Below are 25,377 nucleotides of genomic sequence, written 5' to 3'. Positions count from 1 at the left end.
CGCCGTCCAACCCTGTCCGCAGATGTTGCCGCGACGTCTGCCCAGGTAGCGTCCGCTGCATGGACAGCCGCACGGACCACCGTTACGACAGCCGGGGCGCCGGCATCACCGTGCAGCGCGCGCTGGAGCTGCCCGGCCTGCGCAGCGGCCTGCCCGAGATCCTCGCGGGCGCCGACCGGCTGGAGCGCACGGTGCGCTGGGTGCACGCGGGCGAGGTCCCGAACATCGCCTCGCTGCTCAAGGGTGGCGAACTGCTGCTGACCACGGGCTACGGCCTCGGCACCCGTCCGGCCGACCAGCGGGCGTTCGTGCGCACGCTGGCCGAGCGGGGCATCGCGGCCCTGGTGATCGAGCTGGGCCCGCGCTTCACCCGGCTGCCCGCCGCCCTGGTCGAGACGGCCCGCACGATGGGTCTGCCCCTGGTCCAACTGCACCGCGAGGTGCCGTTCGTGACGGTCACCGAGGAGATCCACACCGAGATCGTCAACGGCCACTACGCGCTGCTCCAGCGGGCCGAGGAGGTGCACCGCCGCTGCACGCAGGCCCTGCTCGGCGGGGGCGGGATCCCTCAGGTGCTGGGCATCCTGGCGGACTTCAGCGGCAACCCGGTGTTCCTGGAGACGACCGACGTGCAACTCCTGTACGCGGCCGGCGAGGGACCACAGGGCGCGGATCCGCTCCAGGTGTGGGAGGGGTTGCGCGACCCGCACAAGGACGCGTCGCCGCCCGCCGGTTCGGTGCTGGTGGACGTGCCCGGCGGCGGGCCGGGGGTGGGTTCGGTGCGCGCCCGGCTCGTACTGCTGCCCGTGCGCGCCCCGCTCGCTCCCGTGCACCGGATCGCCGCCGAGCGGGCGGCCGGGATCCTGGCCGTGGTGCTGATGCAGGCCCGCCAGGAGGAGGAACTCGCGGCGCGCGGTCGGGGCGACTTCCTGACCGACCTCGCCGAGGGCCGGATCGCCGCGGAGGACGCTCCGGCGCAGGCGCGCGTCCTCGGCTTCCGGCCGGGCGCCGGTCCGTTGCTCCCGGTCGTGATGCGGCTGGGCGACGGCATCTCCCCCGGCGGGGGCTGGGCGGTGCTGGCCCGGGCGGTCGCGGAGGAGCTCGCGTCGGTGGGCGTGCCGGTGCTGCTGGGGGTGCGTCCGGTGGAGGGCCGGGTGCCGGTGCTGCTGGGTCTGCGGTCGGAGTCGGAGCGGTCCGCGGTCGCGGACCGGGTGGCGGCGGCGCTGCGGGCCGGGGTGGAACGGGCCGGGATGCAGCGGCCCGGGGCCCAGCCGCCGGTGGTGGTGGTCGGGGTCGCGGGCGGCTGGGCGGCAGCGTCGGCGGGCCTCAGACACGCGGCGGAGACGGCGACCGCCGCGCAGGGCCTGCCGGATCGCCCCTGGTACGACGCCCGTCGCCTCGACATCGACCTGCTGCTGTGGCGGCTGCGCGACCACCCCGACCTGGCGGCCTTCGTGGACCGCGCGATCGGCCCGGTCCGCGACCACGACCACCGCTCCAAGCCGCCCCTGCTGCCCACCCTGGAGACGTACTTGGCGCACGCGGGCCGCAAGGCGGAGACGGCCCGCGAGCTGCACCTGAACCGCCAGACGCTGTACAACCGCCTGGCCCGTATCGGCGAGTTGCTCGGCACCGACCTGGACGACCCGCAGACGGTTCTGGCGTTGAGCCTGGCACTCCGGGCCCGGCGGCACGTGCCGTAAGGCATGGAGGCAGGGGGGTGTGCGGCAGGGAGGCACGGGGCGTGAGGCAGGCGTGAGGTGCGAGGCGGGCGGCCGTCGCCTCAGATCATCGGCCGGGGCTGTGTCAACTCGTCGTAGACGCTGAGCACTTGGGCGACGGTCTCGTCCTCCGTGGGCCAGGTGGCCGCCTGCCGGGCGCCCATGTCCCGCAGGAGTGCGCAGCGTTCGGGGTCGCCGAGGAGTCGTGCCACGGCGGAGGCGAAGGCCTCGGCGTCGCCCGGCGGTACCAGTTCGGCCGCGTCGCCGACGAGTTCGCGGATGCCGCCGGTCAGAGCCGCGACGAGCGGCACGCGCGCGTGCAGGGCCTCCTGTGCCAGGACCGACCGTGACTCCCCGCCGCCCGGCAGCAGCGCGAGGTCGGCGGCGGCGAGCAGCTCGCTCACGTCATCGCGCCGCCCGAGCAGCCGGACCGGCAGGTCCTCGTCCTCGATACGGCTCTGGAGCTCGGCGCGTTGCGGCCCCTCCCCCGCGATCACCACCAGCGGTCCGGCGTCCAGTCGGCGCCAGGTGCGGGAGGCGTCCAGCAGGAGGTCGTGCCCACGGTGGCGCTCCAGGGAGCCGACCGCCATGAGCAGCGGGCGTCCGACGGCGCCGAGTTCGGCGCGCAGCTTGGAGGCCGGCAGCTCGGGCTCCTCGGGGCCCTCGACCCGGCGGGGCCGGGGCAGCGCGACGGCGGCGAGCCGCGCGTCGCGGGCGCCCGTCCGGCGGGCCCGGTCCACGAGGTCGGAGGTGGTGCCGAGGACCACGGCGGCCGTCCTCGCGACCCGCCGTTCCAGCAGCCGCAGCAGGTGGGCGCGGGCCCCCTCGGCGTGCGCCCGGTTGTGCCAGGTGACGACGAGCGGGGTGCGCCGGCCGCTCAGCGCGAGGACGGCCCGGAACGAGGCGTGCAGGCCGTGCGCGTGGACGAGATCGGCGTCGGTGCAGGCCGCCCGGAGCGCCGCCACGGACCCCGGGTCGCTGCTGCGTGGCACGTGCACGTGTTCGGCTCCGGCACCCGTGAAGTCATGGGCGCGATCCGCCTCGGCCGGGGCGCACACGGTCACTCGCACGCCCCGCGCGACAAGCCCCGCGGCCAGGGAGCGCACGTGCGCGCTGCTGCCGGCGTTGCCGCCGCCCAGCACCTGCACGGTACGCAGCGGCGACTGGCCGTGCGGTGAGTGGCTGCTCACGTGGCCGGGGCTCCTGATTCGGCGTCGGACGGTCACGAAGAAACGTACTGAAGGACCGGCGGAGGGGTGGACCGCTGACGTTCCTCCACGTACTACGCCCAAGGATGCCAGCACGTACGGGTGTTCCGTGCCGTCAAGCCCCCCGGCACCCGGCCACAGGACCCCCTTCATCACCCACACGAGTGAGAGAAACCGGGGTTCCGTTCGATTACCTCAGTGTGGACCTCGCCGCCTGGCTCACCTGCTCCCCGTAGACCGCTGCGGCCGCGACGGCGGCGGCGTGCGCGAGCAGGCCCGCTCGCCCGTTGCCGGCCGCCGCCGCCACCCCGAGCAGCGCGCCCAGCGCGTGCGCCCCGCTGTCGCCGAGCATCTCCCGCCCGCGCAGATCCTCGGGCAGCACCGCCGCCGCGGCCCCGACCGCCACGGCCGACAGCTCCCCGGCCGCCCCCGTGCGCAGCGCCCCCGGCGCGCCCAGGGCGAGCACGACGCCGGCGGCCCTTCCGGGGCGTACGTCCACGAGGTTGACGAAGTGCGCGGCGCCGGCGATCACCACGCCCGCGAGCACCTTGTCCAGGGGCCGTGCCTTCAGCACCGCCCCCGCGACCAGCCCGGCCGCCGAGATCCCGACCAGTTTCACGGCTCCGCTGGTGACCTCGCCCTGCCGCAGCGCACCCAGATGCGCCCGGAAGCCGCGCCGTGGATCGCCGACGCCGGCGACGTCGTCGTACGCCCCGCAGGCCCCGGCGGCGGCCACGGCGAGCGCAGCGGCCGGAGTCACCCGGGCGGCCGCGACCACGGTGGCCAGGGTGGCGGCGGGGCCGGAGTACAGCCCGACCGTCCGCCCCGCGTGGTTCTCGCGCTCCCACAGCGCCCGCCCGCCCGGCGCCGCCGCGCGCAGCACCGCCGTCGTAGCCCGCGTCAGCGCGGCCGCCGCCGCGAAGGCCGCGCCCCGTCCCCTCTGTATGACCATGCCCTCACCCTAGGGAAAGGGCCCTGGGCGACCAGGACGAAGAAAAAAGATCGAGCGCGCTGTCACAACAGCGGACCCTGCGGTGTCTTGAGGCCGAACCCCTGGACACGGAGGAGACACCATGAGCGAGAACACCGAGGTGATCGTGATCGGCGGCGGATACGCCGGCGTCATGGCCGCCAACCGTCTGACGCGGCGCGCCGACGTGACCGTGACCCTGATCAACCCGCGCCCGGCGTTCGTCGAGCGGATCCGCCTGCACCAGTTGGTGGGCGGGACCCATGACGCGGTCGTCGCCTACGACACGGTCCTGGCCGCGGGCGTCCGCCGGGTGGTCGACAGCGTGACCGGGATCGACGCGGCCGAGCGCGGCGTGACCCTGGCGAGCGGCGGCACGCTGCGCTACGACTACCTGGTCTACGCGGTCGGCAGTGGCAGCGCCGACCCGCGCGTGCCCGGAGCCGCCGAGTTCGCCCACCCGATCGCCACCCTGGAGGACGCTCAGCGGCTGCGGCCGCTCCTCGACGCGGCGCCCTCGACGGCCCCGGTGACCGTCGTCGGCGCCGGTCCCACCGGCATCGAGACCGCCGCCGAACTGGCGGAGACGGGCCGCGCCGTGACCCTGGTGTGCGGCGGGACACTCGGCCCGTACCTGCACCCGCGGGGCCGGCGCTCGGTCGCCGGGCGGCTGGCCGTACTCGGGGTGAGCGTGCTGGAAGGCCCCGACGCGAGGGTGACGGCTGTGATGCGCGACGCCGTGCGGCTCGGTGACGGCCGCGAGCTGCCGAGCGGGGTGACCATCTGGACCGCCGGTTTCGGCGTGCCGGACCTCGCCGCCCGTAGCGGGCTGAGCACCGACGCGCTGGGCCGCCTGCTCACGGACGAGACGCTGACCAGCGTGGACGACCCGCGCATCGTCGCGGCCGGGGACTCGGCGGCGCCGTCGGACCTGCCGCTGCGGATGAGCTGCCAGGCCGCGATGCCGCTGGGCGCGCGGGCCGCCGACACGGTGCTCAGCCGGATCGCGGGGGAGCGGCCCTCGCCCCTCAACCAGGTGTTCGCCGGCCAGTGCATCAGCCTGGGCCGACGCGCCGGCATCTTCCAGTTCGCCCACCGGTACGACGTCGCGGTGTGGTTCCACATCGCCGGTCGCCCCGGCGCGAGGCTGAAGGAGTTCATCTGCAACGGCATCGTCGGGCATCTGGCCGGCGAGGCACGCGAGCCCGGTTCCTACCGCCTGCACCGCGTCTCAGGAGGCGCCCGGCGCCGGCTGCTGCTGGAGGGCCGGCGCGGCGAGACCCGGGCCACCGCCGATCAGAGCGCCTAGTCCGCGCACCGACAGGGGAGAGATCCAGACATGAGCGAGCATGCCACCGACCCGGCGACCGAGTCCTTCGTCGCCCACCGCAACCTGCTCTTCACCGTCGCCTACGAGATGCTCGGCTCGGCGGCCGACGCCGAGGACGTCCTCCAGGAGACCTGGCTGCGGTGGGTCGAGGTCGACCTCGGGCAGGTGCGCGACCAGCGCGCCTACCTGGTCCGGATCACGACCCGGCAGTCCCTCAACCGGCTGCGCACGATGAGCCGCCGCAAGGAGGCCTACGTCGGCCCCTGGCTGCCCGAGCCGCTGCTCACCGCCCCGGACGTAGCCGAGAACGTCGAGCTCGCCGAGAGCGTGTCGATGGCGCTGATGCTCGTCCTCGAAACGCTGGCGCCGACCGAACGCGCCGTCTTCGTGCTGCGCGAGGTCTTCGACGTCGACTACGACGAGATCGCGGCCGCCGTCGGCAAGAGCCCCGCGGCCGTCCGCCAGATCGCCCACCGCGCCCGCCGGCACGTCGACGCCCGCCGCCCCCGCCAGGTGGTCTCCGCCGACGAGACCCGGGCGGCCCTGGAGTCGTTCGTGCGCGCACTCGAGACCGGGGACCCGCAGGGCCTCCTCGACGTGCTCGCCCCGGAGGTCGTCCTGGTGAGCGACGGCGGCGGCGTCAAGAAGGCCGCCCCGCGGCCGATCACCGGCGCCGACAAGGTGGCCCGCTTCGTCATCGGCGTTCTCGCCAAGAACGGCGGCCCGCTCACCGTCGTCCCCACCGTGGTCAACGGCAGCCCGGCCCTCGTCGCCCACCTGGGCGGCGAGCTCGACGGCGTCATCGCGATCCGGGTCGAGGACGCCCGCATCACCGGCCTCTACTACGTCCGCAACCCGGCCAAGCTGTCCCGCGTCGCCGCCGAGACCCCGCTCGCCCTGAGCTGAGTCCCCCGGTCTCCCTGGGCCACCGCTACGTGTCCGCGCGAGCGGTGGCCAGCAGCTCCTCCGCGTGCGCCCGGGCCGTCTCGGAGTCCTCCTGCCCGGCGAGCATCCGCGACAGCTCCCGAATCCGCTCCTCGCCCTCCAGGACCTTCACGCCGGACCGGGTCACCGACCCGTCGTTGGTCTTCTCCACCAGCAACTGCCGGTCGGCGAAGGCGGCGACCTGCGGAAGGTGGGTGACGACCACGACCTGCGCGGTCTTCGCGAGCCGCGCGAGGCGCCGCCCGATCTCCACCGCCGCCTTGCCGCCGACGCCGGCGTCGACCTCGTCGAAGAGGTACGTCGGCACGGGGTCCGTCCCCGCGAAGACGACCTCGACGGCGAGCATCACCCGCGAGAGCTCACCGCCGGAGGCGCCCTTGGCGATGGGCCGCGGCGGCGCACCCGGGTGCGGGGCGAGCAGCAGCTCGACCTCGTCCACACCGGCCGGCCCGTAGGCCACGGCACGCCCGCCGACGTCGACGCCCTCGGGGTCCTCGGTCTGCCGGATGTCGAACGACACGCGCGCGTGCGGCATCGCCAGGGACGCCAGCTCGGCGGTCACGGCGGCGGCGAACCGCTCGGCGGCTTCCGTGCGCGCGTCCGTCAGCGCCTGCGCCAGCCCGCCGAGTTCGGCCCGCAGCGCGTCGCGTTCGGCGGTCAGCTCCTCGATGCGCTCGTCGTCGCCGTCCAGCTCGGTGAGCCGGGCTGCGCTCTGCTCGGCCCAGGCGAGCACGGAGTTTACGTCCTGCCCGTACTTGCGGGTGAGCGCGGTGAGCGAGGCCCGCCGCTCCTCGACGGCCGACAGCCGCAGCGGATCGGCGTCGAGGTCGTCGGCGTATCCCGCGAGCTCGCCCGCCACATCACCCAGCAGGATCCCGATCTCGCCGAGCCGGTCGGCGAGCGCGGACAGCGCCGGATCGTGCGACCTGACGGCCTCCAGGGCCCGCTGTGCGCCCGCGACGAGCGTGGCGGCGTCGATGCCCTCCGGATCCTCCGGGTTGCCCGCGAGGGCGGCGTGAGCGGCCGTCGCGGCGGACGACAGCGCCTCCGCGTGCCCGAGCCGCTCGGCCTCCTCCGCCAGCTCCACGTCCTCCCCGGCGCGCGGTTCGACGCCGGCGATCTCGTCGAGCCCGAAGCGCAGCATGTCGGCTTCCTGAGCCCGTTCACGCGCGCGCGTGACGATCTCCTCCAGCTCGACGGCCACGGCCCGCAGCCGCCGGTAGGCCTCGGTGTATTTGGCGAGCGGCACGGTCACCGCGTCCCCCGCGTACCGGTCGAGGGCCTGCCGCTGCCGGGACAGCTTCAGCAGCCCCTGCTGGTCGGTCTGCCCGTGCACGGCCACCAGTTCGTCCGCGAGCTCGGCGAGCACCCCCATGGGCACGCTCCGCCCGCCGACGTGCGCCCGCGAGCGCCCCTCGGCCGAAACGGTACGGCTGATGAGCAGCGCCCCGTCGTCGAGCTCGGCCCCGGCCTCCTCGGCCCGCAGGACCACCGCGGCGCCCGCGGGCAGGGCGATCCGCCCCTCCACGACCGCCTTCTCGGCGCCGATCCGCACGAGCGCCGGGTCGGCACGTCCGCCGAGCAGCAGCCCGAGGCTGGTGACCACCATGGTCTTGCCCGCGCCCGTCTCACCCGTGACGGCGGTGAAGCCTGGCGACAGCTCGACGACCGCGTCGTCGATGACTCCGAGCGACCGTATCCGCATCTCCTCCAACACGGGGAAGACCTTACGAGGTCGGGGGCGCGAAGTGCGAGGCACCCCGTCACCCGGGCGAGTGGACCTCCCCCGGGGACGCGGTGAGCCGCCCTAGTGCCGGGCGCCCCGCCACCCCGAAACGGGCAGCGCGAACTTCGCCACCAGTCGGTCGGTGAACGAGGCGTGGTGCAGCCGGGCCAGCCGCACCGGCACGGCGCCCCGCCGCACCTCCACCCGGGCCCCCGCGGGCAACTCGACGGTCCGCCGTCCGTCACACCACAGGACGCCCGGCGGAATATGGGGCAGCACCTCCACGGCGAGCACCGAATCCGGCGAGGTCACCAACGGCTTCGCGAACAGCGCATGGGCGCTGATCGGCACCATCAGCAGCGCCTCGACCTCGGGCCACACCACAGGCCCCCCGGCGGAGAACGCGTACGCGGTGGACCCGGTCGGCGTCGACAGGACGATCCCGTCGCACCCGAACCCGGTGACCGGCCGCCCGTCGATCTCCAGCACGACCTCGAGCAGCTTCTCCGCGCCGGCCTTCTGCACGGCCGCCTCGTTCAGCGCCCAGTCGGTGTGCACGATGTCCCCGTTGCGGTGCACGACGACGTCGACGGTCATCCGCTCCTCGACCTCGTACGCCTTCGTCACCACCCGGTCGACGACCTTGTCGAGGTCGTCGCGTTCGGCCTCGGCGAGGAAGCCGACGCTGCCGAGGTTGACGCCGAGCATCGGCACCCCCGACGCCCGCGCGAACTCCGCGCCGCGCAGCAGCGTGCCGTCACCGCCGAGGACGATGAGCAGCTCGCATCCCTCCAGGCACTGCGGGGTGGCCTCGGAGACCAGCTCCACCTCGTCGGGCAGCGGCAGGTCGGCGGCCTCGTACTCCAGGACGCGCACCCCGATGCCCTCGCGCAGCAGCCCCTTGACCACCAGCTCGGCGCTGCGAATGGCCGCGGGCCGCCCGGTGTGGGCGAGCAGGAAAACAGTACGAGCTCGGTTCTGAGTCAACGCGGCCCCTCCGCAACTGCACGGTCAACATCGGCCGGGTCGAGGGCAGGCGCCCCGGCCCGGAGCCACAGAAAGTACTCGACATTGCCCGAAGGCCCGGGCAGCGGACTGGCGGTGACACCCTTCACCCCGAGCCCCAGGTCCCACGCTTTCCCGGCCACGCCCCGCACGGCTTCCGCCCGCAACTGCGGACTGCGGACGACGCCTCCGCTGCCGAGCCGTTCCTTCCCCACCTCGAACTGCGGCTTGACCATCATCACCAGGTCCGCGTCCGGCTTGGTGCACCGCGCCAGGGCGGGCAGGACCAACCCGAGCGGGATGAAGGACAAGTCCCCCACGACAAGATCCACAGGCTCCCCATCGATCGCTTCAAGCGTCAACTCGCGTACGTTCGTACGGTCCTTGACGGTGACGCGTTCATCGCTCTGGAGAGACCACGCGAGTTGTCCGTATCCGACGTCCACGGCCACGACCTGCGTGGCCCCCGCCCGCAGCAGCACATCGGTGAACCCGCCGGTGGACGCCCCGGCGTCCAGCGCCCGCCGCCCCTGCACCACGAGCCCCTGCGGCACGAACGCGGCCAGCGCGCCGGCGAGCTTGTGCCCGCCCCGGGACACGTAGTCGGGGTTGTCCTCGTCGACGGCGACGACGATCGCGGCGGCGGTCTCCACCTGCGTGGCGGGCTTGGTCGCGACACTCTTGCCGACGGTGACCCGCCCGGCGGCGATCAGCTGCCCGGCATGCTCACGCGAACGTGCGAGCTTGCGGCGGACCAACTCCGCGTCCAGACGGCGACGTGCGACTCCTGCCACGTTCGGTTCAGCTCCTACTGCCGTACGACGAGAGGGGCGCCGGAGGTCCCGGGCGGGCGTCGAGCGCGGTGAGCGCGTCGCGCAGCCCCCGGTGTACATCCTCGTACACCTCGACGTGGCCGTCGGTGGCGAGGTGGTCGGCGTCGGCGAGGCGGTCCAGACGGGCGTCGACGTCGGCGTCACCGGTGGGGGTGCGGGGCACGTTCAGCGGGGCTGGGGCGGCGGGGTCGTCCTCCGGCGCGGCCTCCGCCGCCAGCGTCTCCGGCAGCTCTTCCGGCAACGTTTCCGCGCTCGCCTGCGGCTCCGCCTCCGGCACTGTGTCGCTCATGCCCAGACGCTACCTCGAACCGCTGCGGTACCGTCGATCGCGATGGCCACGATCGAGGAGTGCCGCGCCGCACTCGAAAAGCTCTCCGACAGCATGGGCAGCACCGAAGGGGACGTCCGGGCGGCCGCGGCCCTGGACCGTTCGGTGAGCTGCCGGATCACCGACCTGGACGTCACGTTCGTCGGCCGCATGACGGGCGGCCGGATCGTGGTGCAGGACACCCTGCAGGGTCCTCCTCGGGAGAAGGCCGAGATCAGGCTGACCATGACCGGCGACGACCTGGTCGCGCTGGTCGCCGGCGAGCTGAACTTCGCGAAGGCGTGGGGCTCGGGCCGGGTGAAGCTGGAGGCGGGTCTGCGGGACCTGTTCCAGCTCAGGAAACTGCTGTGACGGATTCGCGTGCGCGTGTCTTCCGGGCCGCCGGCACCACCAGCGGCGTGCCCGTCTCCGGGTCCTCGATGACCTGACAGCGCAGCCCGAAGACCTCCTGCACCAGACGGGCCGTGACGACGTCCTCCGGCGCGCCCTGGGCGATGACCTCGCCGCCCCTGAGCGCGATCAGGTGCGTGGCGTAGCGGGCCGCGTGGTTGAGGTCGTGCAGGACGGCGACGAGGGTGCGCCCCTGCTCCTCGTGCAGCTCCGCGCACAGGTCCAGGACGTCGATCTGGTGCTGGATGTCGAGGTAGGTCGTCGGCTCGTCGAGCAGCAGCAGCGGGGTCTGCTGGGCGAGGGCCATCGCGATCCACACGCGCTGGCGCTGACCGCCGGACAGCTCGTCGACGTACCGGCCGGCGAGCTCGGTGACCCCGGTCTGCGCCATGGACTCCTGCACGACCCGCTCGTCCTCGGCCGACCACTGCCGCAGGATGCCCTGGTGCGGGTAGCGACCGCGGCCGACGAGGTCGGCGACGGTGATCCCGTCGGGCGCGATCGACGACTGGGGCAGCAGCCCCAGCGTCCGTGCGACCTTCTTCGCCGGCATCGACTGGATGGTCTGCCCGTCGAGCAGCACCCGGCCCGTGGACGGCTTCAGCATCCGCGACAGCGCCCGCAGCAGCGTCGACTTGCCGCAGGCGTTCGGGCCGACGATCACGGTGAAGGAGTTGTCGGGAATCTCCACCGACAGCCGTTCGGCGATGACCCGCTGGTCGTAGGCGAGGGTCACGTTCTCGGCGGAGAGGCGGTTCACGGGGCTCCTTCGGTGGTTCGTCCCTCGGTTCTCGAGGGCGGGGGTGCTCATATCCGGCCGGCCTTGCGCTCGGTGACCAGCAGCCACAGCAGGTAGAGCCCGCCCAGCACGCCGGTGACCACGCCCACGGGCAACTGCCCGTCGCCGAACAGCCGCTGTGCCGCCCAGTCGGCGGTAACCAGCAGGGCGGCGCCCATGCACAGGGACGGCACGAGGTTCGGCCCGGGCGAGCGGGTCAACCGTCGGGCGAGCTGCGGCGCGGTGAGCGCCACGAAGCCGACCGGGCCCGCGGCGGCGGTGGCGGCCGCGGTGAGCAGCACGGCGGCCACCATCAGCAGCAGCCGCACCCGCTCCACGCGCACGCCCAGCGCGTGGGAGACGTCGTCGCCCATCTCCATCATCCGCAGCCCCCGCGCGTTGGCGAGGACGAGCGGCACGAGCACGCAGGCCAGGGCGAGCAGCGGCCAGACCTGCTTCCAGTCCCGGCCGTCGAGGGTGCCGGTCATCCAGACGACCGCGCGCGCCGCGTCGACGAAGTCGGCCTTGGTGAGCAGGTATCCGTTGACCGCCGTCGCGACGGCCGAGACGCCGATGCCGACGAGCACCAGCCGGTACCCGTGGACGCCCCGCTTCCACGCCAGCAGGTAGATCAGGGCCCCGGTCACCAGCCCGCCGATCAGCGCGCCGACGGTCACCTGGGTGGTGCTCCCGGAGAACAGCACGATCATCACGAGCGCCCCGGCCGTCGCCCCCTGCCCGAGGCCCAGCACGTCCGGGCTGCCCAGTGGGTTGCGTGACACGGCCTGGAACAGCGCACCGCCGAGCCCGAGCGAGGCGCCGACGAGCAGCCCCACCAGGACCCGCGGCAGCCGCAGCTCGTTGACGATGAACTCCTGCCCGGCGTCGCCGTCGCCGAGCAGCGTCCTGACGACGTCACCGGACGAGATCGGGAAGTCGCCGGTGCCGATCAGCGCCACGCTCGCGGCGAGCGCGGCGACCACCAGCAGCACGACGACGATCAGCGCCCGCGGGTCCAGCCGGACGGACAGCCCGCCGGGCGTGCGTACCGCCCGCGGACCATGAGGGGCCTTCCGCGCGGTCTTCTGCGCGGTCTTCTGCGCGGTCTTCACAGCTGGGCCGTCCTCCGCCGTCGTACGAGAAAGATGAAGACCGGGCCGCCGATGATCGCGGTGATGATGCCGACCTGCACCTCGGACGGCCGTGCGACGACCCGGCCGATGACGTCGGAGCCGAGCAGCAGCACCGGCGACAGGATCGCCGCGTACGGCATGATCCAGCGCAGGTCGGGGCCGGTGAACGAGCGCACGGCGTGCGGGACCATCAGCCCGACGAACACGATCGGCCCGCAGGCAGCCGTCGCGGCGCCGCACAGCACCGTCGCCGCGAGCATCGACAGCGCCCGGGTCCGGTTCAGCTGGGCGCCGAGCGCCTTGGCCGTGTCGTCGCCCATGGCCACGGCGTTCAGCGGCCTGGCGAGAGCGAACGCGAGAAGCGTGCCGACGGCCAGGAAGGGCAACACCTGCCAGATGGTCTCGTCGGTCGCCGAGGACAGCGACCCGACCGTCCAGAAACGCATCCGGGCCAGCGCCGCGTCATCCATGATCATCACGGCCTGGAGATAGCCGTAGAGCGCGGCGCTGATCGCGGTGCCGGCGAGCGCGAGCCGCACCGGCGTGGCCCCCCGGCTGCCACCGAGGAACCAGACCAGCGCACCGACCGCGGCCGCCCCGAAGAAGGCGAACCACACATAGCCGCTCAGGCTCGTGACACCGAAGTAGGTGATGGCGGTGACGACGGCGGCCGACGCTCCCGCGTTGATGCCGAGCAGCCCCGGGTCGGCCAGCGGATTGCGCGTCAGCGCCTGGAGCACCGCCCCGGACAGCCCGAGCGCGGCCCCCACGAGCAGCCCGAGCACGGTCCGCGCCAGCCGCTCGTCGACGACGACGTCCGCGTACGTCCCCGAATCCTCGAATACGCCGTGCCAGACCTGCGCGACGGACAGCTCCTTGGCCCCGACGGCGATGCTCGCCACCGCCACCAGCACCAGGACCGCCACGGCGGCAAGCAGCCCGACGGACCGTATCGCCCGGTGATTCGGGGGCGCGGGAGCCGTCGCCACGCGCTGTTCGGGAACACTGTCGACCAACACCCAGTTAGGTTAGCCTACCCTCCCCTTGCGCTTCGATCCTCTGGCCATGACCGTTGCCGGGTTCACAGCTTCGGACCTCTCAACCACCCCCCGAACCAGGCGTCTCAAGCAGACTCACACCAACTCACAACCCCAGCCGCGCCAGCGCCTTCCCCCCGTCCGACCCGCAACTCCCGTCCCCCGCCGCCGTCCAGGCCGCCGCGCACAGCGCCCGCAGCCCGTCCAGGGCGTCGCCCTCCCCCTCCAGCTCCAGGCGGTCCGCCCGCGCGGTCGCCGTCCAGCCACCGCACCGGAAGCCCTCGCCCGCCACGCCGACCTCCGGCTGCCCGGTGAGCAGCCCGCGCAGATCGTTGTCGACATACGTCGGCCGGTGCTGCGGCGGCGCGGCCAGCAGCTGCACCCCGTCGGTGACACCGGTCAGGACGAGCAGCGAGTCGACGTTCCCGTTGAACGCCCCCTCGATGTCCGTGTCCAGCCGGTCCCCGACGACCAACGGCCGCTCGGCGCCCGTGCGCAGGATCGTCTCCCGGTGCATGGGGGGCAGCGGCTTGCCCGCGACCTGCGGCTCGGCGCCGGTCGCGATCCGCACGACCTCCACCGCCGCCCCGTTGCCCGGCGCGATCCCCCGCCCGCTCGGAATCGTCAGGTCGGTGTTGGACGCGAACCACGGCACTCCGCGCGCGACGGCGTAGGAGGCCTCCGCGAACCGCCCCCACGGCAGGTCCGGACCGCCGAACCCCTGCACCACGGCCGCCGGATCGTCGTCCGCCGACTCCACCGGGACCAGCCCGCGCTCGCGCAGCGCGACCCGCAGTCCCTCCCCGCCGATCACCAGCACCCGCGACCCCGCCGGCACCTGCTCGCTGATCAGCCGCGCGACCGCCTGCGCCGAGGTGATGACGTCCTCGGCGCCCGTCGGTATCCCCAGCTCGGTGAGATGCCCGGCGACCGTGTCCGGCGTCCGCAGCGCGTTGTTCGTGACGTACGCGAGATGCATCCCGCCCGCCCGCGCGACGGCCAGCGACTCGACGGCGTACGCGATCGCGTTCCCACCCGCGTACACCACCCCGTCCAGGTCGAGCAGCGCCGTGTCGTACGCCTCGCTCAGGGCCTGCCCACTGCCCTCGGGCCTCGTCCTGACGCTCCGGCTCATTCCACATCGCTCCTCGTTCGGTCCGCTTTCCCCCGATCATCCCGCATGCCACTGACACACGTACGATGCCGGGATGAACACAGCAGGTCACCCTGAGGCAACGGCGCCCCGAGGCCTGGAACTCACCCCGTTCCGAGGCCTGCGCTACGACCCCGACCGGGTCGGCAGTCTCGCCGCCGTCACCTCCCCGCCGTACGACGTCGTCGTCCGCCCCGACGGCCTGCACCACCTCCAGGACGCGGACCCGTACAACATCGTCCGGCTGATCCTCCCTCAGGCCACCACCCCCACGGCCCGCACCGAACTGGCCGCCGACGCCCTGCGCCGCTGGCTGTCCGAGGGCATCCTGACGGCCGACCCCGAGCCCGCCCTGTACGTCTACGAGCAACGCCACGCGGACGGCATGCTGCAGCGCGGCCTCATCGGGGCCCTGCGCGTCTCGGAGCCGTCGGAGGGGATCGTCCTTCCGCACGAGGACGTCATGCCGCACATCGTCGCCGACCGCGCGGCGCTGATGCGCGCCACGCACGCGAACCTCGAACCCCTGCTGCTCACCTACCGCGGCAACGGCACGGCGGCCGAGATCGTGGATCGCGCGGCGGAGCGCCCCCCGCTTCTGTCCACCACCACGGAGGACGGCTACAGCCATCGCCTGTGGGCGCTCACCGACCCCGCCGAGACGGCCCTCGTCCAAGCGGACCTCGCCCGCCACCAGGCTCTCATCGCCGACGGCCATCATCGCTGGGCCACCTACCTCCGGCTCCGTGCCGAGCATCCCTCCCCCAGCCCCTGGGACCACGGTCTGGTCCTCCTGGTCGACACCGCCCGCTACCCCCTGCGCGTCCGCGCCATCCACCGCCTCCTGCACGGTCTGCCGGTCGCGCGGGCCCTGGCCGCGCTCGACGGCCGGTTCCGCGTCCGACGCCTGCCGGTCCCCCTCTCGGAGGGCCTGGACGCCCTGGCGGACGCGGCCGGTTCCGGCAACGCCTTCCTCCTGGCGGGCGACGGCGCCTTCCACCTCCTCGACCGCCCGGACCCGGCGTTCCTCGACCGCACGATCCCCGCCGACCGTCCGACGGCCTGGCGCACCCTGGACGCGACGGTCCTGCACGCCACGCTCCTCGACCACATATGGCACATCCCCGAGGACGACCCGACCCGCATCGCCTACATCCACGACACCGCCGCGACGGTGAGGAAGGCGGAACGCGACGGCGGTACCGCGGTCCTGCTCCACCCCGTCCGCGAGGAGGTCGTCCGCGACCTCGCCCGCCAGGGCATCACGATGCCCCGCAAGTCGACGTCGTTCGGCCCGAAGCCGGCCTCGGGCCTGGTCCTGCGCGCACTGGACCTCTGAGCAGGCGGCAGGCAGCAGGCGGCAGGCCCTGAACGCACGAAGGGGCGGGATCCGGTGCCGTGCACCGGATCCCGCCCCTTCACTTCTCACTTCACTGCATTCAGTGCCTCAGTCCGCGTCACGGTCGGCCTCGTCCTCGGCCTTCTCCACGACAACTCCCTCAGCCTCACTCCTGGGCTCGCTGTCGCTCTCGCCCTCGCCCTCGGTCTCGCTGTCGTCGAGGGCGTCGACGAAGTCGACGCCGTCCAGCTCGGCGAGCCGGTCGGAGGCGTCCGTGCTGCCGTCCCGGTCGGCCTCGACGGCCTTCGCGAACCACTCCCGGGCCTCACCCTCTCGCCCGGCGGCAAGCAGTGCGTCGGCATACGCGTACCGCAGTCGCGCGGTCCACGGCTGGACGGAGTTGGAGGCCAGCTCGGGGCTCTGCAAGGTCACGATCGCCGCGTCCAGCTGCCCCATGTCCCGCCGGGCGCCGGCCGCGACGAGCCGCATCTCCACCTGGCCGGCCTTGTCGAGCTTGTTCACCTCGGGAGCGCCGGCCATGTCCAGCGCCTTCTCCGGCCGCCCGAGCCCACGCTCGCAGTCGGCCATGACGGGCCACAGCTCGACGCTGCCGGTCATACGCCGCGCGGCCCGGAACTCGGCGAGCGCCTCGCTGTACTTCTGGTTGGCGTACGCGGCGAATCCGCCCGCCTCCCGCACGGCGGCGACGCGCGAGGCCAGCCGCAGGGCCACCTTGGAGTAGGCGTACGCCCTCTCGGGGTCCTCGTCGATCAGCCGGGCGACCATCACCAGGTTCTTGGCCACGTCATCGGCAAGCGTCTTGGGCAGGCTGTGCAACTCCTGCCGTACGTCCTTGTCGATCTCGTCGCCAGTGACGTCCTCCGGGATCGGCAGCCGCTTGATCGGCTCACGGTCCCGGTCCCGCTCGTCGCGGAATCGGCTGCCGCCGCCACGCCTGTCGTCCCGACGGTCGTCGCGCCCGTCACGGCCGCGGAAGCCCCCGGGCCGCCCACCGCGGTCGTCCCGACGGGGGCCACGGGCACCCCGGTCGTCCCGCCCACGGAAGCCACCACGGTCGTCGCCCCGGCGGTCATCCCTGCGCTCGTCATGCCGATCGTCCCGGCGGAAGGGGGGACGATCGCCGCGGTCGTCGCGCCGGAAGGCGGGCCGGTCCCCACGGTCGTCGCGACGGGGCCCACGCTCACGGTCGTCACGCTGGAACGCCGGACGAGACCCACGATCACCCTCACGCCGGTCATCACGACGATCGTCACGACGGCCGTAACCGCCGCGGTCCCGGTCACGGTCACCGAAGCCGCCACCACGACTGTCATCGCGACGGAACCCACCACGGTTGTCGTCACGCCGGTCATCACGGCGCTCATCACGGCGGAACGCCGGCCGGTCACCACCACGGTCATCCCGACGGAAGCCACCACGGTCACCACGGTCACGATCGTCCCGGCGGTCGTCGCGACGGGCGTAGCCACCGCCGCCACGGTTGTCGTCACGCCGGGGGTATCCACCACGGTCGTCGTCCCGGCGGAAGGGGGGACGCTCGCCGCGGTCGTCGCGCCGGAAGGCGGGCCGGTCCCCACGGTCGTCGCGACGGGGCCCACGCTCACGGTCGTCACGCTGGAACGCCGGACGAGACCCACGATCACCCTCACGCCGGTCATCACGACGATCGTCACGACGGCCGTAACCGCCACGGTCCCGGTCACGGTCACCGAAGCCGCCACCACGACTGTCATCGCGACGGAACCCACCACGGTTGTCGTCACGCCGGTCATCACGGCGGAACGCCGGCCGGTCACCACCACGGTCATCCCGACGGAAGCCACCACGGTCACCACGCTCACCGCGGCTCCGGTCGTCACGACCGCGGTCATCACGGCGGTCGTCTCGACGGACGTGACCAGCACGGTCGTTGTCGCGGCGGAAGGCGGGCCGATCGCCGCCACGGTCGCCGCGGTTGCCGCCGCGATCGCCGCGGTCCCCACTGTCCCGTCGCCGCTGGTCGCGCTCCGGTCGGTCGTCGGGAGAGTTGGTGGACATCGTGACTCCTGTCTTCGGTACCGCATATATTCTCGCGCACCCGGGTACCCGGCGCGCTCCAGAAAAACAAAAGGACCCTTGGTCCCAGCTGAACGCTGGGACCAAGGGTCCTTCCAAAGATTGTTCGGCGGCGTCCTACTCTCCCACAGGGTCCCCCCTGCAGTACCATCGGCGCTGTAAGGCTTAGCTTCCGGGTTCGAAATGTAACCGGGCGTTTCCCTCACGCTATGACCACCGAAACCCTAATGGTTTCGAGCGAACAAGCACACTTTTTACTTGTTTTCAGCTCTAGCCGGCAACAGTCGTTGCCTCAGAACTAACACAGTGGACGCGAGCAACTGAGGACAAGCCCTCGGCCTATTAGTACCAGTCAGCTTCACCCATTACTGGGCTTCCACATCCGGCCTATCAACCCAGTCGTCTACTGGGAGCCTTACCCTCTCAAGGAGGTGGGAACACTCATCTCGAAGCAGGCTTCCCGCTTAGATGCTTTCAGCGGTTATCCCTCCCGAACGTAGCCAACCAGCCATGCCCTTGGCAGAACAACTGGCACACCAGAGGTTCGTCCGTCCCGGTCCTCTCGTACTAGGGACAGCCCTTCTCAATGTTCCTGCGCGCGCAGCGGATAGGGACCGAACTGTCTCACGACGTTCTAAACCCAGCTCGCGTACCGCTTTAATGGGCGAACAGCCCAACCCTTGGGACCGACTCCAGCCCCAGGATGCGACGAGCCGACATCGAGGTGCCAAACCATCCCGTCGATATGGACTCTTGGGGAAGATCAGCCTGTTATCCCCGGGGTACCTTTTATCCGTTGAGCGACGGCGCTTCCACAAGCCACCGCCGGATCACTAGTCCCGACTTTCGTCCCTGCTCGACCCGTCGGTCTCACAGTCAAGCTCCCTTGTGCACTTACACTCAACACCTGATTGCCAACCAGGCTGAGGGAACCTTTGGGCGCCTCCGTTACTCTTTAGGAGGCAACCGCCCCAGTTAAACTACCCATCAGACACTGTCCCTGATCCGGATCACGGACCCAGGTTAGACATCCAGCACGACCAGAGTGGTATTTCAACGACGACTCCACCTGAACTGGCGTCCAAGCTTCACAGTCTCCCACCTATCCTACACAAGCCGAACCGAACACCAATATCAAACTGTAGTAAAGGTCCCGGGGTCTTTCCGTCCTGCTGCGCGAAACGAGCATCTTTACTCGTAGTGCAATTTCACCGGGCCTATGGTTGAGACAGTCGAGAAGTCGTTACGCCATTCGTGCAGGTCGGAACTTACCCGACAAGGAATTTCGCTACCTTAGGATGGTTATAGTTACCACCGCCGTTTACTGGCGCTTAAGTTCTCAGCTTCGCCACACCGAAATGTGACTAACCGGTCCCCTTAACGTTCCAGCACCGGGCAGGCGTCAGTCCGTATACATCGCCTTACGGCTTCGCACGGACCTGTGTTTTTAGTAAACAGTCGCTTCTCGCTGGTCTCTGCGGCCACCCCCAGCTCGAGCAGCAAGTGCTCTCACCAAGCGTGGCCCCCCTTCTCCCGAAGTTACGGGGGCATTTTGCCGAGTTCCTTAACCATAGTTCACCCGAACGCCTCGGTATTCTCTACCTGACCACCTGAGTCGGTTTAGGGTACGGGCCGCCATGAAACTCGCTAGAGGCTTTTCTCGACAGCATAGGATCATCCACTTCGCCACAATCGGCTCGGCATCAGGTCTCAGACTATATGAACGGCGGATTTGCCTACCATTCGCCCTACACCCTTACCCCGGGACAACCACCGCCCGGGATGGACTACCTTCCTGCGTCACCCCATCACTCACCTACTACAAGTCTGGTCCGTCGGCTCCACCACTTTCCATTCCCCGAAGGGTCCGGAACGGCTTCACGGACTTAGCATCGCCTGATTCAATGTTTGACGCTTCACAGCGGGTACCGGAATATCAACCGGTTATCCATCGACTACGCCTGTCGGCCTCGCCTTAGGTCCCGACTTACCCTGGGCAGATCAGCTTGACCCAGGAACCCTTAGTCAATCGGCGCACACGTTTCTCACGTGTGAATCGCTACTCATGCCTGCATTCTCACTCGTGAACCGTCCACAACTACCTTCCGGTGCTGCTTCACCCGGCACACGACGCTCCCCTACCCATCACAGCCGCCGTTGGGCGTATTGCTGCAATGACACGACTTCGGCGGTACGCTTGAGCCCCGCTACATTGTCGGCGCGGAATCACTAGACCAGTGAGCTATTACGCACTCTTTCAAGGGTGGCTGCTTCTAAGCCAACCTCCTGGTTGTCTCTGCGACTCCACATCCTTTCCCACTTAGCGTACGCTTAGGGGCCTTAGTCGATGCTCTGGGCTGTTTCCCTCTCGACCATGGAGCTTATCCCCCACAGTCTCACTGCCGCGCTCTCACTTACCGGCATTCGGAGTTTGGCTAAGGTCAGTAACCCGGTAGGGCCCATCGCCTATCCAGTGCTCTACCTCCGGCAAGAAACACACGACGCTGCACCTAAATGCATTTCGGGGAGAACCAGCTATCACGGAGTTTGATTGGCCTTTCACCCCTAACCACAGGTCATCCCCCAGGTTTTCAACCCTGGTGGGTTCGGTCCTCCACGAAGTCTTACCTCCGCTTCAACCTGCCCATGGCTAGATCACTCCGCTTCGGGTCTTGAGCGTGCTACTGAAACGCCCTGTTCGGACTCGCTTTCGCTACGGCTACCCCACCCGGGTTAACCTCGCAACACACCGCAAACTCGCAGGCTCATTCTTCAAAAGGCACGCAGTCACGAGATATATGCAAGCACATATCCGACGCTCCCACGGCTTGTAGGCACACGGTTTCAGGTACTATTTCACTCCGCTCCCGCGGTACTTTTCACCATTCCCTCACGGTACTATCCGCTATCGGTCACCAGGGAATATTTAGGCTTAGCGGGTGGTCCCGCCAGATTCACACGGGATTTCTCGGGCCCCGTGCTACTTGGGTGTCTCTCAAACGAGCCGCTGACGTTTCGACTACGGGGGTCTTACCCTCTACGCCGGACCTTTCGCATGTCCTTCGCCTACATCAACGGTTTCTGACTCGTCCTGTCGCCGGCAGACGACAGAAGAGAGATCCCACAACCCCGTATGCGCAACCCCTGCCGGGTCTCACACGCATACGGTTTGGCCTCATCCGGTTTCGCTCGCCACTACTCCCGGAATCACGGTTGTTTTCTCTTCCTGCGGGTACTGAGATGTTTCACTTCCCCGCGTTCCCTCCACATACCCTATGTGTTCAGGTATGGGTGACAGCCCATGACGACTGCCGGGTTTCCCCATTCGGAAACCCCCGGATCAAAGCCTGGTTGACGACTCCCCGGGGACTATCGTGGCCTCCCACGTCCTTCATCGGTTCCTGGTGCCAAGGCATCCACCGTGCGCCCTTAAAAACTTGGCCACAGATGCTCGCGTCCACTGTGCAGTTCTCAAACAACGACCAGCCACCCATCACCCCCAACCAACAGGCTGGAGTTCACTGGGGCCGGCATCAGAAGGACGACCACACGGCCGTGCCCTCAGACACCCAACAGCGTGCCCGGCACCCCCGCCGCTTCCCTCATTCATTCCACGCTCCGAAGAGCAGTACTAGAAGGAGAAGACGATCAAGAGTGCCGAATAATCAACGTTCCACCCATGAGCAACCAGCATCGGACGTACGCCGATGTACTGGCCTCTGGACAACCTCACGGCTGCCTAGAAGTGCTCCTTAGAAAGGAGGTGATCCAGCCGCACCTTCCGGTACGGCTACCTTGTTACGACTTCGTCCCAATCGCCAGTCCCACCTTCGACAGCTCCCTCCCACAAGGGGTTGGGCCACCGGCTTCGGGTGTTACCGACTTTCGTGACGTGACGGGCGGTGTGTACAAGGCCCGGGAACGTATTCACCGCAGCAATGCTGATCTGCGATTACTAGCAACTCCGACTTCATGGGGTCGAGTTGCAGACCCCAATCCGAACTGAGACCGGCTTTTTGAGATTCGCTCCACCTCACGGTTTCGCAGCTCTTTGTACCGGCCATTGTAGCACGTGTGCAGCCCAAGACATAAGGGGCATGATGACTTGACGTCGTCCCCACCTTCCTCCGAGTTGACCCCGGCAGTCTCCTGTGAGTCCCCATCACCCCGAAGGGCATGCTGGCAACACAGAACAAGGGTTGCGCTCGTTGCGGGACTTAACCCAACATCTCACGACACGAGCTGACGACAGCCATGCACCACCTGTACACCGACCACAAGGGGGCGACCATCTCTGGCCGTTTCCGGTGTATGTCAAGCCTTGGTAAGGTTCTTCGCGTTGCGTCGAATTAAGCCACATGCTCCGCTGCTTGTGCGGGCCCCCGTCAATTCCTTTGAGTTTTAGCCTTGCGGCCGTACTCCCCAGGCGGGGAACTTAATGCGTTAGCTGCGGCACCGACGACGTGGAATGTCGCCAACACCTAGTTCCCACCGTTTACGGCGTGGACTACCAGGGTATCTAATCCTGTTCGCTCCCCACGCTTTCGCTCCTCAGCGTCAGTAATGGCCCAGAGATCCGCCTTCGCCACCGGTGTTCCTCCTGATATCTGCGCATTTCACCGCTACACCAGGAATTCCGATCTCCCCTACCACACTCTAGTCTGCCCGTATCGAATGCAGACCCGGGGTTAAGCCCCGGGCTTTCACATCCGACGCGACAGACCGCCTACGAGCTCTTTACGCCCAATAATTCCGGACAACGCTTGCGCCCTACGTATTACCGCGGCTGCTGGCACGTAGTTAGCCGGCGCTTCTTCTGCAGGTACCGTCACTTTCGCTTCTTCCCTGCTGAAAGAGGTTTACAACCCGAAGGCCGTCATCCCTCACGCGGCGTCGCTGCATCAGGCTTTCGCCCATTGTGCAATATTCCCCACTGCTGCCTCCCGTAGGAGTCTGGGCCGTGTCTCAGTCCCAGTGTGGCCGGTCGCCCTCTCAGGCCGGCTACCCGTCGTCGCCTTGGTGAGCCATTACCTCACCAACAAGCTGATAGGCCGCGGGCTCATCCTTCACCGCCGGAGCTTTCAACCCCCACCCATGCGAGTGGAAGTGGTATCCGGTATTAGACCCCGTTTCCAGGGCTTGTCCCAGAGTGAAGGGCAGATTGCCCACGTGTTACTCACCCGTTCGCCACTAATCCCCACCGAAGTGGTTCATCGTTCGACTTGCATGTGTTAAGCACGCCGCCAGCGTTCGTCCTGAGCCAGGATCAAACTCTCCGTGAATGTTTACCGGTAATCCGGTGCACACACACGAGAGCGGAACAGCCAGGCGGAATAAGCCCGGCCGTTCACAGCGTCCTCGCTGTGTTTTTTCAAAGGAACCTCATCCTCGGCTATCACTGCCGGGGACGGGGTATCAACATATCTGGCGTTGATTTTTGGCACGCTGTTGAGTTCTCAAGGAACGGACGCTTCCTTTGTACTCACCCGAGAGACTCTCTCAGGCTTTCCTCCGGGCGCTTCCCTTCGGTCTTGCGTTTCCGACTCTATCAGATCTTTTTCCGATCCGATTCCCTGTCGAGGGGATTGTCTTGGGCTTTGGGCTTTCGCTCCGTCGGCCTTTCGACATTCACTACGTTAGCCGATTCCCTCCGCAACTCATAATCGAGTTCCGCCGAGTTGAATTCGGGCATGCGGACATGCCGAATTCGCTCCCGTTGAGGGGCGTTGCAGGTAGTGGGTTGGCCGCTTCCGGCTGCTGGCGAATGCCGTACCCGGGTCAAGCGGCTCGGGCTACGTTACGCCCCGGCCAACAGCGAGTCAACTTCGGCGTTGCCTGGGGGCGTGGGCCCGATAGGGGCTCACCGTAGGGTCGTTGGCGACCCAGTACCGCCAGGGGTGGACGGCACCGTCACCGGAGACTCCGGTGCGCGGACCGCTGCGTACCTGGTCGGAGGGGACCGGAGTACCGGTCAGGACCCTCAAGGGGGTGTCCCCGGTGGCGCAGGCGTCCGTACCGTCGAGGGCACGGTCCACGTCCAGGGCGGTGGCCAGGCGGGCAGGTCCTTTGGCCAGTTCCTTGTCGTTTCGGGCCGAGAGTCGACGTTTGCGGGCCGACTCGGCGCCTTCGATGATCTCGCCGGCGCGGAGCAGGACGGCGCTCGCCCTGCCCTCCGGACCGCAGACGAGGTTCATGCAGTGCCACATGCCGTAGGTGAAGTAGACGTACACATGTCCGGGCGGGCCGAACATCACGCTGTTGCGGGCCGTGGGGCCCCGGAAGGCGTGCGAGCCGGGGTCGTTGGGGCCGTCGTAGGCCTCTACCTCCGTGAGGCGCAGGGTGATCGGACCGTCTGGGGTCGTACGGACGAGGAGGCGGCCGAGGAGATCCTGGGCGACCTGCAGGACAGGGCGGTCGAAGAAGGTCCTGGGGAGAGGCGTACGGTCGGGGGTCGCGATCATGCCCTCCGAGCGTAGTGCAGAGCAGTGGGTGCGTCGGGGTGGCCAGCCGCCGCTCGGCTTGCCAGGGTGTGGAGCGCGGAACCGGCCACGTCCGGATCGCGTTTGTAGGGATCAAGGGATCCCGTAGTTGAGGTCGTAGAAGGTCACGAGGGAGAGACATGGCGTTCAAGAAGCTGCTCGCGAGTCTGGGGGCCGGCGGGGCTTCGGTCGAGACGGTGCTGACCGAGGTCAACGTCGTTCCGGGCGGTGTCGTCCAGGGTGAGGTGCGGATCCAGGGCGGGTCCGTCAACCAGCAGATCGAGGGGCTGTCGGTCGGGCTGCAGGCCAAGGTCGAGGTCGAGAGCGGCGACCAGGAGTACAAGCAGGACATCGAGTTCACGAAGCTGCGGCTCGGGGGGGCCTTCGAGCTGCAGGCGGGTGCCGTGCACGCGGTGCCGTTCGGGCTCGAGATCCCCTGGGAGACGCCGGTCACGACGATCGACGGGCAGACGCTGCGCGGCATGCACATCGGGGTGACCACCGAGCTGGAGATCGCCCGCGCCGTGGACTCCGGCGACCTGGACCCCATCAACGTCCATCCGCTGCCGGCGCAGAAGGCGCTCCTGGACGCCTTCATCCAGCTGGGCTTCCGCTTCAAGAACGCGGACATGGAGCGCGGTCACATCCGGGGGACGCGGCAGAAGCTGCCGTTCTACCAGGAGATCGAGTTCTTCCCGCCGTCGCAGTACCGGGGGCTGAACCAGGTCGAGTTGAGCTTCGTGGCCGACGAGCACGCGATGGACGTCGTGCTGGAGATGGACAAGAAGCCCGGCCTGTTCAGCGAGGGCAGTGACACGTTCCGTTCGTTCCAGGTGGGTCTGCACGACTACCAGGGGACCGACTGGGCGGCGTACCTCAACCAGTGGCTGTCCGAGGTCGGCAGCAAGCGCAACTGGTTCTGAGGC

Annotated in this window: 18 protein-coding genes, 3 rRNA genes and 1 pseudogene; 6 read left to right on the top strand and 16 right to left on the bottom strand. The window is 69.5% G+C overall.

All coding sequences use genetic code 11. From position 1 onward, the window contains the following. Positions 1-59 precede the first annotated feature (59 nt). Positions 60-1,703: a PucR family transcriptional regulator gene (locus B5557_RS34985; protein WP_079663226.1), complete on the top strand. Its 1,644-nt coding sequence runs from the start codon at positions 60-62 to the stop codon at positions 1,701-1,703. Positions 1,704-1,783: 80 nt separating this feature from the next. Here the strand turns inward: B5557_RS34985 and B5557_RS34980 are convergent, their stop codons facing one another. Together B5557_RS34980 and B5557_RS34975 are read right to left on the bottom strand one after the other, a co-directional pair. Beyond that, positions 1,784-2,911: a glycosyltransferase family 4 protein gene (locus B5557_RS34980; protein WP_231976126.1), complete on the bottom strand. Its 1,128-nt coding sequence runs from the start codon at positions 2,909-2,911 to the stop codon at positions 1,784-1,786. 208 nt (positions 2,912-3,119) lie between these two features. Then, positions 3,120-3,881, bottom strand: coding sequence for a hypothetical protein (locus B5557_RS34975; RefSeq protein WP_079663225.1), 762 nt, complete (start codon positions 3,879-3,881; stop codon positions 3,120-3,122). Between the two features lie 121 nt (positions 3,882-4,002). Here B5557_RS34975 and B5557_RS34970 point away from each other — a divergent pair, with 121 nt between their 5' ends. Continuing rightward, positions 4,003-5,208 carry an NAD(P)/FAD-dependent oxidoreductase gene (locus B5557_RS34970; RefSeq protein WP_079663224.1) on the top strand — a complete coding sequence of 402 codons (1,206 nt, stop codon included), beginning with the start codon at positions 4,003-4,005 and terminating at the stop codon, positions 5,206-5,208. A gap of 30 nt (positions 5,209-5,238) precedes the next feature. Then, a complete protein-coding gene (locus tag B5557_RS34965; protein ID WP_079663223.1) occupies positions 5,239-6,135 on the top strand; it encodes an RNA polymerase sigma-70 factor in 897 nt (298 codons plus the stop codon). Between the two features lie 25 nt (positions 6,136-6,160). Here the strand turns inward: B5557_RS34965 and recN are convergent, their stop codons facing one another. From recN to B5557_RS34945, 4 genes are all read right to left on the bottom strand, one after another. Beyond that, positions 6,161-7,879: a DNA repair protein RecN gene (gene recN / locus B5557_RS34960; protein ID WP_079663222.1), complete on the bottom strand. Its 1,719-nt coding sequence runs from the start codon at positions 7,877-7,879 to the stop codon at positions 6,161-6,163. Positions 7,880-7,981: 102 nt separating this feature from the next. Beyond that, positions 7,982-8,887: an NAD kinase gene (locus tag B5557_RS34955; protein ID WP_079663221.1), complete on the bottom strand. Its 906-nt coding sequence runs from the start codon at positions 8,885-8,887 to the stop codon at positions 7,982-7,984. Beyond that, the gene (locus B5557_RS34950) at positions 8,884-9,699 is read right to left on the bottom strand and encodes a TlyA family RNA methyltransferase (RefSeq protein WP_079663220.1); all 816 of its coding nucleotides are present in this window, start codon (positions 9,697-9,699) and stop codon (positions 8,884-8,886) included. The genes B5557_RS34955 and B5557_RS34950 overlap by 4 nt, the downstream gene beginning before the upstream one ends. Before the next feature lie 7 nt (positions 9,700-9,706). Beyond that, positions 9,707-10,027 carry a hypothetical protein gene (locus tag B5557_RS34945; protein ID WP_079663219.1) on the bottom strand — a complete coding sequence of 107 codons (321 nt, stop codon included), beginning with the start codon at positions 10,025-10,027 and terminating at the stop codon, positions 9,707-9,709. A gap of 42 nt (positions 10,028-10,069) precedes the next feature. Between B5557_RS34945 and B5557_RS34940 the strand changes: the two genes are divergently transcribed. Further along, on the top strand, positions 10,070-10,417 hold the full coding sequence (locus B5557_RS34940; protein WP_079663218.1) for an alkyl sulfatase C-terminal domain-containing protein: 348 nt from the start codon (positions 10,070-10,072) through the stop codon (positions 10,415-10,417). On the opposite strand, the gene B5557_RS34935 is transcribed toward B5557_RS34940, so the two are convergent. From B5557_RS34935 to B5557_RS34920, 4 genes are all read right to left on the bottom strand, one after another. After that, positions 10,401-11,267, bottom strand: a complete 867-nt coding sequence (locus tag B5557_RS34935; RefSeq protein WP_173877768.1) for an ABC transporter ATP-binding protein — start codon at positions 11,265-11,267, stop codon at positions 10,401-10,403. The genes B5557_RS34940 and B5557_RS34935 overlap by 17 nt on opposite strands. Next, a complete protein-coding gene (locus B5557_RS34930) occupies positions 11,264-12,346 on the bottom strand; it encodes a FecCD family ABC transporter permease (protein WP_079663216.1) in 1,083 nt (360 codons plus the stop codon). The genes B5557_RS34935 and B5557_RS34930 overlap by 4 nt, the downstream gene beginning before the upstream one ends. Further along, positions 12,343-13,386: a FecCD family ABC transporter permease gene (locus B5557_RS34925; RefSeq protein WP_079663215.1), complete on the bottom strand. Its 1,044-nt coding sequence runs from the start codon at positions 13,384-13,386 to the stop codon at positions 12,343-12,345. Before B5557_RS34925 ends, B5557_RS34930 begins: the two co-directional genes overlap by 4 nt. Before the next feature lie 124 nt (positions 13,387-13,510). Continuing rightward, the gene (locus tag B5557_RS34920) at positions 13,511-14,539 is read right to left on the bottom strand and encodes an HAD hydrolase-like protein (RefSeq protein WP_079663214.1); all 1,029 of its coding nucleotides are present in this window, start codon (positions 14,537-14,539) and stop codon (positions 13,511-13,513) included. A 73-nt stretch (positions 14,540-14,612) separates the two neighbouring features. Here B5557_RS34920 and B5557_RS34915 point away from each other — a divergent pair, with 73 nt between their 5' ends. Continuing rightward, entirely contained in the window at positions 14,613-15,896 is a 1,284-nt protein-coding gene (locus tag B5557_RS34915; RefSeq protein ID WP_079663213.1) for a DUF1015 domain-containing protein, read from the top strand. A gap of 108 nt (positions 15,897-16,004) precedes the next feature. Here the strand turns inward: B5557_RS34915 and B5557_RS44560 are convergent, their stop codons facing one another. The 6 genes and pseudogenes from B5557_RS44560 to B5557_RS34885 all read right to left on the bottom strand — a co-directional run bounded on the left by B5557_RS44560 (position 16,005) and on the right by B5557_RS34885 (position 24,433). Then, positions 16,005-16,790, bottom strand: a complete 786-nt coding sequence (locus B5557_RS44560; RefSeq protein ID WP_197697332.1) for a tetratricopeptide repeat protein — start codon at positions 16,788-16,790, stop codon at positions 16,005-16,007. 423 nt (positions 16,791-17,213) lie between these two features. Then, positions 17,214-17,924, bottom strand: a pseudogene (locus B5557_RS45460) (tetratricopeptide repeat protein); the annotation flags it as partial. Between the two features lie 152 nt (positions 17,925-18,076). After that, positions 18,077-18,193: ribosomal RNA gene (rrf, locus tag B5557_RS34905) — 5S ribosomal RNA — on the bottom strand. 101 nt (positions 18,194-18,294) lie between these two features. Further along, a 23S ribosomal RNA gene (locus B5557_RS34900) occupies positions 18,295-21,415 on the bottom strand. Positions 21,416-21,728: 313 nt separating this feature from the next. Next, positions 21,729-23,254, bottom strand: a 16S ribosomal RNA gene (locus tag B5557_RS34895). The 16S, 23S and 5S rRNA genes sit together here, the layout of an rRNA operon. Positions 23,255-23,791: 537 nt before the next feature. Further along, positions 23,792-24,433 carry a DNA-3-methyladenine glycosylase gene (locus B5557_RS34885; protein WP_079663211.1) on the bottom strand — a complete coding sequence of 214 codons (642 nt, stop codon included), beginning with the start codon at positions 24,431-24,433 and terminating at the stop codon, positions 23,792-23,794. Between the two features lie 158 nt (positions 24,434-24,591). On the opposite strand from B5557_RS34885, the gene B5557_RS34880 reads away from it, so the two are divergent. Further along, complete coding sequence (locus B5557_RS34880; RefSeq protein WP_079663210.1) at positions 24,592-25,374, top strand: sporulation protein; 783 nt, start codon at positions 24,592-24,594, stop codon at positions 25,372-25,374. Positions 25,375-25,377 lie beyond the last annotated feature (3 nt).

The sequence above is a fragment of the Streptomyces sp. 3214.6 genome (genome assembly GCF_900129855.1).
Classification (GTDB): Bacteria; Actinomycetota; Actinomycetes; order Streptomycetales; family Streptomycetaceae; genus Streptomyces; species Streptomyces soliscabiei.
This window is presented reverse-complemented; position numbering and strand designations above follow the sequence as displayed.

Excerpts from the sequence above, each read along its gene's own strand:
- B5557_RS34970 (WP_079663224.1), top strand. The coding sequence starts at position 4,003 with ATGAGCGAGAACACCGAGGTGATCGTGATCGGCGGCGGATACGCCGGC.
- B5557_RS34935 (WP_173877768.1), bottom strand. The coding sequence starts at position 11,267 with ATGAGCACCCCCGCCCTCGAGAACCGAGGGACGAACCACCGAAGGAGC.
- B5557_RS34965 (WP_079663223.1), top strand. The coding sequence starts at position 5,239 with ATGAGCGAGCATGCCACCGACCCGGCGACCGAGTCCTTCGTCGCCCAC.
- B5557_RS34920 (WP_079663214.1), bottom strand. The coding sequence starts at position 14,539 with ATGAGCCGGAGCGTCAGGACGAGGCCCGAGGGCAGTGGGCAGGCCCTG.
- B5557_RS34985 (WP_079663226.1), top strand. The coding sequence starts at position 60 with ATGGACAGCCGCACGGACCACCGTTACGACAGCCGGGGCGCCGGCATC.
- B5557_RS34885 (WP_079663211.1), bottom strand. The coding sequence starts at position 24,433 with ATGATCGCGACCCCCGACCGTACGCCTCTCCCCAGGACCTTCTTCGAC.
- B5557_RS34915 (WP_079663213.1), top strand. The coding sequence starts at position 14,613 with ATGAACACAGCAGGTCACCCTGAGGCAACGGCGCCCCGAGGCCTGGAA.
- recN (WP_079663222.1), bottom strand. The coding sequence starts at position 7,879 with ATGCGGATACGGTCGCTCGGAGTCATCGACGACGCGGTCGTCGAGCTG.
- B5557_RS34880 (WP_079663210.1), top strand. The coding sequence starts at position 24,592 with ATGGCGTTCAAGAAGCTGCTCGCGAGTCTGGGGGCCGGCGGGGCTTCG.
- B5557_RS34940 (WP_079663218.1), top strand. The coding sequence starts at position 10,070 with ATGGCCACGATCGAGGAGTGCCGCGCCGCACTCGAAAAGCTCTCCGAC.
- B5557_RS34945 (WP_079663219.1), bottom strand. The coding sequence starts at position 10,027 with ATGAGCGACACAGTGCCGGAGGCGGAGCCGCAGGCGAGCGCGGAAACG.
- B5557_RS34975 (WP_079663225.1), bottom strand. The coding sequence starts at position 3,881 with ATGGTCATACAGAGGGGACGGGGCGCGGCCTTCGCGGCGGCGGCCGCG.